Origin of the sequence: Lentzea sp. NPDC059081 (genome assembly GCF_042738015.1) — a bacterium.
GTDB lineage: Bacteria > Actinomycetota > Actinomycetes > Mycobacteriales > Pseudonocardiaceae > Lentzea.
On sequence record NZ_JBHYGW010000016.1, the window covers coordinates 87,510 to 100,186 of the forward strand.

Sequence of the window (12,677 nt, forward strand, 5' to 3'; positions counted from 1 at the left end):
CGAGCGCACCCGCGGGAACACCCGCGAGCTCGTTGCACACCACCGTCAGGAACATGCCGATGATCGTGACAGAGCCCTACGGCGCTGTCATCCGGTTTTCCGCCAGGCGAACCAGCGCCCGCGCGGCCGGGCTGTGCGGCCCCTCGCACCGCCACGCGAAGGCGAGCCTGCTCGACGGTGACGGACCGGTGATCCGCACCGCGTGCAGGTCGTCCGGCACCATCGACGACGCCAGCACCGCCGGCCCGAGCCCCCGCTGCGCCAGCGTGATCACCATCGGTGGCGCGGACGCCTCGAACGCGATCCGCGGCCGGCGGGACCCGCACGCCTCGTCCAGGGCCCCGCGCAGTCCGGTGCCTGGCGGGAGACTGATCAACCCGCGTTCCAGCAACTCGTCCACCGTGACGGACTCCCTGCTGTGCCAAGGATCCGAGGCAGCGACGGCGGCCACGAGGGGTTCGTCGACGAGCACCCGCACCGCCAGCCCGTCCGGCACGGGCCCGGCGTAGCCGATCAGCGCCAGGTCCAACTCACCGTCCACAAGGGACGAGATCAGCGCGTCGGAGTTGGCCTCCGCCAACGTGATCTCCACACCGGGGTAGGCCGTGTGGAACGACGACAGCAGCTCCGGCACGTCCATGATCCCGCACGACACCACCATCCCGACGCGCACGACACCGCGCACCAGCCCGGCCATCTCCTCGACGGTCCGCCGTGCCGACTCCACCGACCCCAGCGCGGCCCGCGCCAACGGCAGGACCGCCGCGCCCACGTCCGTCACGGTCACCGCGCGTCCCGACCGGTCGAGCAGGTCGTGCCCGAGCTCCCGCTCCAGCCGCCGGATCTGCGCGCTGACGCCGGGCTGCGCGACGTGCACCCGTTCCGCGGCCCGCGTGAACGAGCCCTCCTCCACGACGGCGACGAAGTACTCCAGCTGCCGAAGCTCCATAACCGACGATTATAGAAGCGAGCACAACTAGATCTTGGACATATAGATGCAGGCCAGCAAGGCTGAAGACATGCAGATCTTCCGTCCCGGCGACACCGGCTACGACGACGAACGCAGCGGCTTCCAGACCGGCCTCCGCCACGAACCGCAGGTGGTCTTCGCGGTGGAGAACGCCGACGACGTGCGCGAAGCCGTCGACCACGCCGTGACCCACGGCCTCGAGTACGCGATCCAGACCACCGGTCACGGCCTCACCACGGCGACCACCGGCGTCCTCATCTCGACCAGGCGCATGAACGCCGTCGAGGTCGACCCCGTCACGAGGACGGCCAGGGCCGAGGCGGGTGCGGTCTGGCAGCAGGTCCACGAGCAGGCCGCACCCCACGGCCTCGCCCCGCTCAGCGGCGACGCGAGCGACGTCGGTGTCGTCGGCTACACCCTCGGCGGCGGGTTCAGCGTGCTCGCCCGCGAGTTCGGCTTCGCGAGCGACCGCGTCCGCGCCACCGAGAAGGTCGGCGACGTAGTCACCGCGCTGGAGTTCGAGCTCCTGGAGGTCGACCGGGTGCACGCGGGGGAGATGTTCTTCGAGGCCGAGCACGCCGCCGAGGTGTTCGAGGCCTTCCACGCGTGGGACCTGCCGGACCACGTCACGCCCGCGCTGACGACCCTCGGCGACGTCGTGCGCGTGACGTTCGCGAGCACGAAGCCGTTCGACGTCGGGCACCTCCGCGTCGCACCACGGCTGAGCGAGGACTTCGGGCCGCGGCCGTTCGCGGAGGCCGCCGGCAAACCGCTCCCTCCGCACGCCTACCAGGGCGACAACGTCCTGCTCGGCGACCTGCCGCTCGAAGCGTTGCAGGAGGTGCGGCAGAAGGCCGCCCGGTCCAGCGTGCCGATCTTCGTCGGCGTCCTCCCGCTCGGTGGCGCGCTGACGACCGACGCCACCCACCTCGTCAAGCTGATCTCGCCCCGGCTGGGCGTTCGCGAGCTGCACGAAGAGGTCTTCGACCTGCTGCGGCCGTTCGTGCTCGGCCGGACGCGGAACTTCCGGTACGCCGTGGGCTGAGGCGTGCGGGACCGAGCCGGTCGCCCCCGGCTGGTGCAACCGCACCAGCCGGGTTGGTGTGGTTGCATCTGCACGTACTGGGTGCGGGCGGTGCAGGGTGATGAGGTGGCCACCAGCTCGCTCACCGAAGCGGTGTTCTCCCTGCCGGAGGCGGACCAGCGCGGCGGTGTCTCGCTCGCCCGCGACTTCGCCCGGCACATCGCGCTGAGCTGCGGCTACCAGGGCAGTCACGAGGACGTCGTGCTCGTCGTCAACGAGTTCACCACCCACGCCGTCTGCCACGGCAGCGGCCGTCCGCTGGTGCGCATCGCCGGCAACCGCGAGCAGCTCCGCGTCGAGGTCGCCGACGACGCCGAGGCCGAGCCGCGCGCGGGCAGCTGGGGCCTCCAGCTCGTCGACCAGCTCTGCCGGAGCTGGGGCGTCGCCGAACTGGACGGTCAGAAGATCGTCTGGTGCGAGCTGACGGCCTAGGCCGATCAGCCGCCCGGGGTGGGGGTGACCGTCCACCTGGTCGGGCGCGTGAGGAACACTGGACTGGTCGCAGCCATCAGGCGGTTGGGTGGGCAACAGGTTGTGATGAGGGAGCAACGGCCGTAACGTCGAACGGGTAACCGGGTTCAGCAGCGTGCTCGGAGTCCGCGTTTCACGTGCTTCGGCCACCGGGGAGTGCTGGTGAACGAAGATCAGTTCAGGGAGTCACCGCTGCTCACCGTGCGAGCGGAGGACGTCGCCGGTGTAGTGGTCGTAGCGGTGGAAGGCGAGATCGACGTGGACACGGCGGACGAGGTGCTCGACGCCTTGCGCGCCGGCTTCGCGTCCGAGGGTCCCGCGCTCGTCGCAGACCTCACGGAGGTCAGTTTCTTCGGCTCGACCGGCATCTCGACGTTGATCACGGCCCACGAGCTGGCAGACGAACACAGCAAGGACTTCCACGTCGTCGCGCCTCATCGCGCCGTGAAGAGGCCTTTGCAGGTCACGGGCGTGGCCGACGTGCTGCTGCTGCACGACTCCGTCGCCGAGGCGCTGTCCGCGCTGAGACCGGTGCCCAGCGAGTAGGACACCGGTCCCGGCCGCCTCAGAGCGCCAGTTCCACCAGCTTCGGCACGACCTCGCTCGGGTGGGGCATGGCCGCGATCTCGGCGGCGATGCGGGCGTTCGCCGTCCGCACGTCGCTGTCGGCCAGCAGGGTCGTCGCGGTCTCCCGCACGGCCTCCGAGGTGAACTGCTCTGCGACGAGCGCGCCGCCCAGCCCCGTGTTCGTGACGATCTCGCCGTTGCGGAACTGGTCGGCGCCCTGCGGCAGCACCAGCTGCGGCACGCCGTTCGCCATGGCGCTCACCGTCGTGCCCGCGCCACCGTGGTGCACGACGAGATCTGCGTGCGCGAGCAGATCCGCCTGGGGCACCCACGGGAGCACGTGAACGTTGCCCGGCACCTCGGTCAGCACGGACGGCTGGACCTGCGGGCCCGTCGCGACCAGCACCTCGGCGTCCACGCCGGCCAGCCCGGCGATCGCCGTCCGCAGCACGTCCGGGTTCGAGAACGCCGTGCCGAACGTCAGGTAGACGAGCGGCTTCGAGCGTTTCGTCACCCATTCGGGCAATTCGCCCGGCTCGGCGAACGGAACGGGACGCATCGGAATCCGATCGACGTCCGCGAGGAACTCGATGTCCTGCAAAGACGGCGGAAAGGGGTCGAGATACGGTGATCCGAGTCCGTAATGCTGCCCATTCGGCAGCGTGATGCCGAGTTCGTCGACGTACTCCAGGAGCAGATCGCTCATCGCCTCCGGAACCAGGTTCTCGTCCATCTTGCCGAATCCGTGGCAGACGGCGGGAATGCCGGCGCGCATCGCGGCGAGGCCGGCGCCCGCGTTGATGATCTCGAAGACGACGAGGTCGGGCTTGTCCCGCTCCAGCACCGGCTCCAGGTCGCGCACGAAGGCCCTGGGCAGCAACGATCCGAACGCGTCGACCGCGGTCTGGCGCAGCATGTCGCGCCGGAACCCGGACGTGCCGTGCAGCTCGTTGGCCTGACGGAACGCGTCCCAGATGCTGATGCCCGCGTCGACGACCGTGAGACCGAGCTTTTCCACGGTCGCGTGGAATCCCGAGTCGACGGCGTAGAGGACGTCATGTCCCTGTTCGCGGGCGGCGATCGCAAGCGGGAGTATCGGGTAAACGTGACCGTGTGAGCCTAAGCTCGAGAAGAGAATGCGCACTCGATCCACATTAGAGGCTTTCGCATTACGCCGGGGTCAATCTCGCGAGCTGCGACCCCATCGCGCGAAACTCTCCCACTGTTCCACGACCTCCGCCGGTGAGGGCATCCCCGCGATCTCGTCGCGCACCTCGCCCGCGGCCCGCTGCAGCTTCGAGTCCTCGATCAGCCGGGTGAGCAGCGCCGGGGTGACCTCCTCCGGCCGCGCCGCGAGCCCGGCCCCGCGCCCGGTGACCGCCGTCGCGTGCACGGTCCGGTCACCCGGCCCCGGCTCGACCAGCTGCGGCACCCCGGTCGCCAGCGCGCCGAGCAACGTCCCGGCGCCGCCGTGGTGCACGATCCCGTCGCAGAACGGCAGCGCGCGGGGGATCGGCACCCAGCCGACGGCCTTCACGTTGTCCGGCAGGCCCTCGGTCCGCTCGGGCCGGACCAGCACGAACTCGGCGTCCACGTGCTCCGCGGCCTTCGTCACGGCCGCCATCATGCGGGTGGCGCCGGGACCGGGGGCGGTGCTGCGGCTGACCAGGATGCGCGGCTTGCCGGAGGGTTCGGCGAGCCACCGCGGCAGCTCGCCGTCACCGCTGTAGGGGACGAACCGCAGCGGCCGTCCGCCCAGGAACTCGGCGAGGCTCTTGGGTGCCGTGCGCAGGATCGTCGTGGGAGAACGCACGTCGGCCTTCATCCGCGCGCCGACCGCCGCCGTCAGGTCCACCCCGTCGAACAGCGACACGTCGTGGATCACCGAGGGCACGCCCAGCGCGGACCCGGCGGCGGCCAGCGGTTCGTGCACCACGATGTCCGGCCGCCAGCTCTCGGCGAACGCGCGCAACGGCCCGTGCATCGCGTTGCCGACCGTGCCGAACAGCCGCGACACGAAGTCGAGCCGGCCGCTCCCGCGCAGCTCCCTCTTCGCCACCAGGGGGTGCCCGATCATGATGCGCAGCGCTATCGGTCCGAACCGGACGTTCGCGGGGACGACGTCCTCGACCGGCAGACCGGAGTCGCGGACCCGCAGGGCCTCGCCACCGGTGGCGACGACGACGTCGTGACCCGCCTCGCGCAGGGCGAGGGCGAGGGGCATCAACGGGAACACATGGCCCAGCAGCGGCGCAGCGACCACAAGAACGCGCATACCGCCAGGCTACGGCTCGATCAGCCGCGGCACCGCGTCCTCGGCCGTGATGTGCGCCGGACACCGGAGGGCCGCACCCCGGGAAGGGTGCGGCCCTGGTGGGCTCAGGTCACTTGGCCATGTCGAACCAGTTGAAGCCCTCGACCATCTGACGCGTCGTGTCGCTGACGTAGCGCGGCCCGGTCAGCTCCCAGCGCGTCACGGTCCGGTAGGTGCCCGGCTGCTGAGACTCGTCCTCGCGGGTGTTCTCGTCGTCCTTGACCGGCACGTACTCGTTCAGGACCTTCTTGGTCAGCGTCACGTCCAGGGACTCGTAGGCGGACTGGGTGTAGAGGTAGTCGCCCTGGCCGCTGTCGAGCGCCCGGCCGGGGTCGGCCAGCCTCAGCGAGATGGTGTTGCCGTTGAACGACCCGGTCGCGGACACCACCGTGACGATGTGGCCACCGCTGCGCTGCACCGAACCGGCCACCGGGCCCGCCTTGTAGCGGCCGTAGACGAGCTGGATCGGGCCCTCGTTGAGCTTCTTCGCGAGCTCACCGGCGAAGTCCGGGACGTTGTTGGTGCTCACCACACCCGTCGAGGTGGTCCAGCCGGCGTCACGGGCGGGCTTGGTGGCGATGTCCCACGCCTTGCGCAGGTTCGTGAGGTTCGTGCCGCCGTCGTACTTCGCGTCGACGCCGATCCGCCAGATCGAGTTGGTGATGACGCTGAAGTCGGCGGGGTCCTTCGGGTCCAGGTTGCCGACCTTCGTGGTCAGCCAGCCGACCGGGGCGTTCTTCTCGTGACCCCAGTAGTGCAGGACGTTGTAGAGGGAGGCGGGGCCGCAGTAGGCGCCGCCGTTGTTCTCCAGACCGGCGCGGTGCTGGTCCACGTCGCTGATGCCGCACTTCTTGACGCTGAAGTCGGGACCGGTCAGGTCGGCGGCACCGACGCACGGCGGCGGGGTGCCGAGGACCGGGTCGGCGATGGCGGTGGCGGGTGCGGCGATGGCGGTGAGAGCGGCGGCGGCGATGAGCGCATTGCGGATCATTTCGGTGTCCCCTGTCTCGTGTTCCCCTGTGGTGACACAAGATTCGCCGGGACGGACCCCCGAGGGCATGAGGGGAGAGCCCTCAACCCGTGGGAGGGAAAGTGGGGTGTATCAGGGCCACCCCCACGTCGCTCTGTCTCAGGCGAGAACGCGGGCGAGGTCCCTGCGACCTGCGATTCCGAGCTTCGTGTAGATGCGCCCGAGGTGGTTCTCGACGGTCTTGGGCGTCACGAACAGCTCCTGCGCGATCTCCCGGTTCGCCCGCCCGGCCGCCGCGAGGTCCGCGACCCGCCGCTCCGACGCCGTCAACGCCTCCGTGCCCAGCACGACCTGACGCCGGGGTCGGTCGCCCAGCGCTTCCAACGCCTCGACCGCTCGCGTGTGCAGGACCGCCGAGCCGCACTTCTCCGCGAGGTCCATGGCCCTGTGCAACGGCTCGCGCGCGTCGGTGCGCCGTCTGGCCACGCGCAGCGCCTCGCCCAGGTCGGCCAGCGAGCGCGCGAGCTCCAGGCGTGCGGGGGAGTTCTCCAGCACCGCCACGGACTCGGTGAGCAGGTCCACGCGGTCGGTCGAGGCGTGTGCGAGCAACCGCAGGGCCGCGCCGACCTCGGTCGCGGCGCCCCACCGGCGTGCCACGTCGAGCTGCTCGGTCGCCAGCTCCAGCGCGAGCTCGGGCCGGCCGAGCTGCAACGCCGCCTTCGCCGCCGGCCCGCGCCACGGGATCGTCGGCGGGTCGACGTGCACCTGGTGCATCGCGTCGCGCTGCCGGTAGGCCTCGGACATCGCGCGCCGCGCGTCGCCCTCCGCCAGCGCGACCAGCGCCCGCACCTCGTGCAGCCAGATCATCGGCATGGTCAGCCGGGCGTCCGCGTGCCTGGTGTCGAACGCGGTGACGAAGGCCTCGGCCGCCGCGACGTCACCCCGTTCCAGCGCCGCGTACACCGCGAAGTGCGTCGAGGTCGCCCGCAGGCTGATCACCTCGGACACCGGGTCCTCGTGCGCGACGGCGGCCAGCGCGCCCTCCGCCTCCGCCTCGACGACCTGCATGTTCCCGGTGCGCCAGTGCAGGAACAGCGACGCGTTCGCGACCATCGCGAACTCGGTCGGCGACCCGTGCCGGCGGACCTTCCGCCGTGCGCACTCGATCTCGTGCCGCGCCGTGTCGACCCCGTCGGCGGCCATCAGCGCGAGCAACGCCACCAGCCACGCGACCATCGCGTCCGTGCTGCCCGTCGCGTCGTCGAGATAGGCGCCGTTGGCCAGCGCGCGCGTCGCGATCGCGGCCACCTCGTCGTGCGGCCGGACCTCGTAGCGGCCCATCTGCGCGAGCAGGCCGAGCAACGTGCGTTCGTCCGGTGTGCTGCCCGCCAGGCCCGCATAGGCGCTGAGGTGTGCGGACGCCGTTCGGCGCTGGTCGGGGAGGAACGAGCGGAACACCGCGAGCCGGGCTTCCAGGTGCAACCGCGACTCGCCGTCCGGTCGTGCCGCGATGGCCTCGGTCAGCTCGGTGATCGCCGCGGCCGGACCTTCCAGCGCCGCCGTCGCCGAAGCCGCTGCCGCCACGAGTTCGGCGTCCGGAAGCCCTTGTGCCGCGGTCTTGAGGTGCCGGTGCGCGTTCACCGCGTCGCCGGTGCGCAGCAGTGCCCGGCCGAGCTCGGCGCGCAGGCCGGGGTCGTCGGGCCGCTCGTCCACCGCACGGGTCAGGTGGGCCGCCGCCGTACGCGCGTCACCGGCCGAGAGCAACGCGGACGCGGCTTTGCGCAGGACTTCCGCGGCGTTCGGGAGTGTCCCCTGGGGAGCGTGGACGAGGTGTGCGGCGACCCGGTCCGCCGGCGCGTGCCGGTCCCACAACGCTTTCGCGGCTTTCGCGTGCAGCGAGGCGCGGGCGATCGGACCGAGATCGGTCAGAACCGCTTCGCGCACAACGGGATGCACGTACTCGAGGTGCTCACCGGTCACGAGCACGTTGGCCGTGGTGAGTGCCTCGACCGCGGCCGGGAGGTCGTCGACGCCCGCCAGTTCCGCTGCCTGCCAGGGATCCGCGTGCGACCCGAGAACGGCGACGGCGCCCGCGAGCGCCACGGCAGGTGCGGGCAACCGTCCGAGCGTGGCGCGAAAAACGGTGCTCGGGCCCAGTGTGCCGACCTTCTCCGCCGTGGAGGCGTCGTCGAGCGGGAGGGCCAGCGCGGCCAGTTCGTCGACCAGGACGCCGGTGAGGAACGGGTTTCCGCCGCTGGCCGCGTGCAGTGCCGCGACCACCGCGGGGTGCCCGCCGACCAGGGCGGTGAGCGCCTCGGCGGTGAGCGGGCGCGGCAGCAACCGGCCGGCGGACACGCTGAGCTGCGCCAGCGGCCCCGAGTTGTCCGCCGGTGGTCTGGTCGCGACGACGAGCGCGATCGGCAGGTCGGCGATCCGGCGCGAGAGGTAGACGAGGAACTGCGACGACGAGTGGTCCGCCCAGTGCGCGTCGTCCACGGTGATCAGCAGCGGCCGGGTGGACGAGAGGTCCACCGCGACCCACCACAGCGAGTGCAACGTGCGGGCGAGCTCGGCCTCGCTCTGGTCGAGCGCGGCGTCGTCCAGGGCTCGCAGCGCCGCCCCGGACGGCCCGGCCAGGATCTTCTCGCGGATCTCGCCCGAGTACCGCGACACGGACCGCTCGACCATCTGCCGGACGACGCCCCACGCCATGGCGCTCTCCAGGCCGTCGCCGACCGCCTGCAGCCGCCCGAACCCGCGGTCCTTGGCCAGCTCGCGGCACTCGTGCACGAGCCTGGTCTTGCCGATGCCCGCACGGCCCTCGATGACGACGACACGCCCCTCACCACGGGTGGCGGCGTCGAGAGCTTCGCGGAGGTGCGCGATCTCGCCGTCTCGTTCGAGGGGTTCACGCACGAAGTGATCGTAGCGGCCATCTGGCGGGCCACATGCTGGTCATCGGCGGTGCAACCGGGGGACTTGATGCTCCATTGGGGTGAAGGTCAGTTCACGCAGCTGCCCCCGCCGGAGCTGTCCCGGCCCTGCAGCGCCTTGTCGACGAACTCCTTCGACTTGGCCGGGTCGGCCTCGTACGCGAACCCGTTCTCGCGGTAGAGGGGCTCGCCGACCGGCAGCGTCGTCACGCTGATTCCCATCGCGCCGGTGAAGCGCTGCGCGAAGTCCAGCACGTCCCAGCCTGCGTCGACCTTGATCGCTCCGCTCGCCTCGCGGGCCAGTGCGAGCGCCTTGTCCTTCGTGACCTGCGAGGCCAGCCCGACGAGGAACATCTGCTGCCGCCTGACCCGGTCGAGGTCGCCGTGGGGGAGGCCCTGGCGCTGCCTGAGGAAGGCGAGCGCCCCGTCGCCGGCGAGGGTCTGCCGGCCGGCGGGGAAGCGCGTCCTGGTGGCCGGGTCGGTCGTGTCCGCCTTCAGGCAGACCTCCACACCCCCGATCACCTGCGAGATCTTGCCGAACTCCGACATCTTCACGGCGGCGTGGTGGTCGACCTTCGTGCCGGTCGCCCGCTCGACCGCGGCCGTGAGCTTCGCCGGGTCCTGGGCGAACAGGCCGTTGATCTTGCCGCCGTCCACGAGGACGTCGCTCGGCAGCGACACGACCAGCACCGAGCGCCCGTCCGCCGGGAACCGCGCGAGCATGAGCGCGTCGGTGCTGCCGGCGTCGTCCTCGCCGATGAGCAGGACGGTCTGGTCGGTCGCCGGAGCGGTCTGCGCGGCGGGGGACACGTCGGTCTTCTTGATCGCCGTCGGGACGATGACGGCGGCGGCCGCGGCGGCAGCGGTCAGCGTGGCGACGCCGACGATCATCCCCCACGGCCTGGTGCGCTTCTCGGCCTTCCGCAGCCCTGCCTGCACGGTCCGGGGATCGACGCGCTCCTCTGCCTCGGCGGCGATGGCTCGGCGGATGAGGTCGTTCACGAGTGCACCCCCAGGGTGGCGGATCGAGCGAGTTCGTGGGCGCGCAACGTCTGCAGTGCGCGAGAGAGTTGGCTGCGCACGGTCGATTCCGCGCAGCCGAGCACCTGTGCGATTTCCGCGTCACTGCAGTCCTCGTAGAACCGCAGCACCAACGCCGCACGTTGCTTGCGTGGCAGGACGGCGATCCGTGCGCGCATGGCGTCGCGTTCGGCGTGCGCGTCGGCCGGATCGGCCATCGACGGCACGTGCTTGGCGAGCTCGGCGCGTTCCACGGCGATCTCACGCGCGGCCTTGCGGTGACGCCACGACAGGTAGTCGTTGGTCACCATGCGCTTCACGTAGAGGTACGGAGCATCCATCGCTCCGATGCGCTCCCACTTGCCCTGCGCGCGTATGAGCACGTTCTGCACGATGTCCTGCGCCAGGTGTTTGTCACAGGTGATCGCGGTGGCGTACCCCAGCAGGCGGTCCAGCCGATCGGTGACGAACTGGTCGAACCCCACGCCGCCCCCTTCTTCTTCCGTGGTCGTGTGCGGTTCGGGAAACCCCCTGGATGCCGCCGTTCGCTGCAACGGGTTTTGTGGTCCGGCCCACACGCGTCTCGGTTTGGGACGAACTTCGACGTGAAGCCTTTTCATGTTCACGGCGATGGGTGAGCCTTCACCCATGCGCATCATCCCTGCACTCGCGCTGTTGTCGCTGCTGCTCGTCCCCGTCGACGCGGCCGCCGCCCCCAACGGCAACTACTACCTGCAAAGCGCCGTGACCGGCCAGAACGCCGCCGTCTCCGGCTCCTCGGTCCAGCAGCACCGCCCCAAGGGCAACGAGGACCGCCAGCAGTTCTCCTGGAACGGCAGCACGTTGTCCGAAGGCGGCCAGTGCCTCGGCCGCACCGGCGACACCGCCCAGATGATCAGCTGCTCCAGCGCTGACGCCCAGTGGACCGCCGTGCTCGACGACCAGGACAGATACCGGTTCAAGGACCCCGGCGCCGACCGCTACCTGGTCGCGTCGGGCACCGACCAGGTCCGCGTCGGCACCGGCAACGACACGTGGTTCCTCACCCCGGTGACCCCGGTCCGCGTCCAGCGCCCCGCCGACCCGCGCCTGGACGAGATGACGTTCCTGACCGCCCACAACGCCTTCGCGAACGGCGTCGACGGCGGCTTCATGTTCGCCAACATCGCCCCGAACCAGTCACGCGGCATCGTGCAGCAGCTCAACGACGGCGTCCGCGGCTTCATGCTCGACATCCACGAGACCCCCGACGGCGCGATCCTGTGCCACAACAGCTGCACCCTCGTCAGCAAGCCCGTGGCCCTGAACGTCGACCTCCAGCGCATGGTCGACTTCCTGAAGGCCCGCCCGACCGAGATCGTGACGGTCTTCCTGGAGGACTACGTCTCCGCCGACGTCCTGCGCGCCGAGCTGGCCCGCGTCCAGGGCCTGGCCGACGTCCTGTACCGGGCAGAGGGCGTCCGCGAGCACGGCTGGCCGACGCTGTCGCAGATGAGGGCCTCCGGCAAGCGCCTGCTGATCTTCACCAGCCACGGCCGCGACGGCCGCGAGAACGCCGGCGTGCTGTACCAGAGCGACTGGACCGTCGAGAACTACTGGTCGATGGGCGCGGGCCTGGGCACGTCCGACTGGTCCTGCTACTCCCGCTGGGGCGACAAACCGCTGACCGCGACGGACTCCGCCTTCCGCCCGCTCTACGTCATGAACCACTTCCGCGACGTCCCGATCGAGGGCACCGTCGCCACCGACAACTCGAAGGCGGCCGACCGCACCCGCCGCTTCTGCGAGCCGGCGGCCCGCAAGACCCCGAACTACCTGGCCGTCGACTTCTACCACCTGAACACGCCCGCCCTGCCCACCGACCGCCTCCCGTCCGGCACCGGCTCCGTCGAGCTGCCGTCGGGACTCTGCCTGGACAACGACAGCGGCAGCTCCGCGGACGGCAACCCCGTGCAGATCTGGACGTGCAACAACTCCTACGCGCAGAAGTGGCGCGTCGTCGCCGACGGCACCATCGCCATCGCCGGCAAGTGCCTCGACGTGGACAACGGCGGGGTTGTCGAAGGCACGCTCGTGCAGCTGTGGCGGTGCAACGGGACCGGTGCGCAGCAGTGGCGCGTGCGATCGGACGGGTCGGTGCAGAACCCGCAGTCCGGGCTGTGCCTGGACAACCCGAACTCGTCGACCTCGCCGGGGACGCGGCTGAACATCTGGAGCTGCAACGGTTCCGCCGCTCAGGCGTGGAGGTTCCGCTAGGACGGAAGTCAGCTGCGGGTGCCGTTCCGGCCGAGGTGCGCCGAGCCGTGCGAGTCCCTGCTGGGTCTGACGACCCCAAAGGGATAAACTCC

11 protein-coding genes are annotated in these 12,677 nt (G+C 70.8%); 4 read left to right on the forward strand and 7 right to left on the reverse strand.

Going from position 1 to position 12,677, the window contains the following annotated elements; translation table 11 throughout:
* Positions 1-76: 76 nt before the first annotated feature.
* On the reverse strand, positions 77-949 hold the full coding sequence (locus ACFWV3_RS29720) for a LysR family transcriptional regulator (protein ID WP_382415909.1): 873 nt from the start codon (positions 947-949) through the stop codon (positions 77-79).
* A 70-nt stretch (positions 950-1,019) separates the two neighbouring features.
* Here ACFWV3_RS29720 and ACFWV3_RS29725 point away from each other — a divergent pair, with 70 nt between their 5' ends.
* From ACFWV3_RS29725 to ACFWV3_RS29735, 3 genes are all read left to right on the forward strand, one after another.
* Complete coding sequence (locus ACFWV3_RS29725) at positions 1,020-2,015, forward strand: FAD-binding oxidoreductase (protein WP_382415911.1); 996 nt, start codon at positions 1,020-1,022, stop codon at positions 2,013-2,015.
* Between the two features lie 105 nt (positions 2,016-2,120).
* The gene (locus ACFWV3_RS29730) at positions 2,121-2,486 is read left to right on the forward strand and encodes an ATP-binding protein (protein ID WP_382415913.1); all 366 of its coding nucleotides are present in this window, start codon (positions 2,121-2,123) and stop codon (positions 2,484-2,486) included.
* Positions 2,487-2,687: 201 nt separating this feature from the next.
* Entirely contained in the window at positions 2,688-3,071 is a 384-nt protein-coding gene (locus ACFWV3_RS29735) for an STAS domain-containing protein (RefSeq protein WP_382415915.1), read from the forward strand.
* Positions 3,072-3,090: 19 nt separating this feature from the next.
* On the opposite strand, the gene ACFWV3_RS29740 is transcribed toward ACFWV3_RS29735, so the two are convergent.
* The 6 genes from ACFWV3_RS29740 to ACFWV3_RS29765 all read right to left on the reverse strand — a co-directional run bounded on the left by ACFWV3_RS29740 (position 3,091) and on the right by ACFWV3_RS29765 (position 10,814).
* Positions 3,091-4,236 (reverse strand): glycosyltransferase, encoded by a 1,146-nt coding sequence (locus ACFWV3_RS29740; RefSeq protein WP_382415917.1) that lies wholly within the window; start codon positions 4,234-4,236, stop codon positions 3,091-3,093.
* A gap of 36 nt (positions 4,237-4,272) precedes the next feature.
* Positions 4,273-5,367, reverse strand: coding sequence for a nucleotide disphospho-sugar-binding domain-containing protein (locus tag ACFWV3_RS29745; RefSeq protein ID WP_382415919.1), 1,095 nt, complete (start codon positions 5,365-5,367; stop codon positions 4,273-4,275).
* A 109-nt stretch (positions 5,368-5,476) separates the two neighbouring features.
* Positions 5,477-6,397 (reverse strand): hypothetical protein, encoded by a 921-nt coding sequence (locus ACFWV3_RS29750; RefSeq protein WP_382415921.1) that lies wholly within the window; start codon positions 6,395-6,397, stop codon positions 5,477-5,479.
* Positions 6,398-6,535: 138 nt separating this feature from the next.
* Positions 6,536-9,292, reverse strand: a complete 2,757-nt coding sequence (locus ACFWV3_RS29755) for an AAA family ATPase (RefSeq protein ID WP_382415923.1) — start codon at positions 9,290-9,292, stop codon at positions 6,536-6,538.
* A gap of 86 nt (positions 9,293-9,378) precedes the next feature.
* Positions 9,379-10,311 (reverse strand): LCP family protein, encoded by a 933-nt coding sequence (locus ACFWV3_RS29760; protein WP_382415925.1) that lies wholly within the window; start codon positions 10,309-10,311, stop codon positions 9,379-9,381.
* Complete coding sequence (locus tag ACFWV3_RS29765) at positions 10,308-10,814, reverse strand: SigE family RNA polymerase sigma factor (RefSeq protein WP_382416098.1); 507 nt, start codon at positions 10,812-10,814, stop codon at positions 10,308-10,310. The genes ACFWV3_RS29760 and ACFWV3_RS29765 overlap by 4 nt, the downstream gene beginning before the upstream one ends.
* Before the next feature lie 163 nt (positions 10,815-10,977).
* Here ACFWV3_RS29765 and ACFWV3_RS29770 point away from each other — a divergent pair, with 163 nt between their 5' ends.
* Positions 10,978-12,585 carry a ricin-type beta-trefoil lectin domain protein gene (locus ACFWV3_RS29770; protein WP_382415927.1) on the forward strand — a complete coding sequence of 536 codons (1,608 nt, stop codon included), beginning with the start codon at positions 10,978-10,980 and terminating at the stop codon, positions 12,583-12,585.
* Positions 12,586-12,677: the final 92 nt, after the last annotated feature.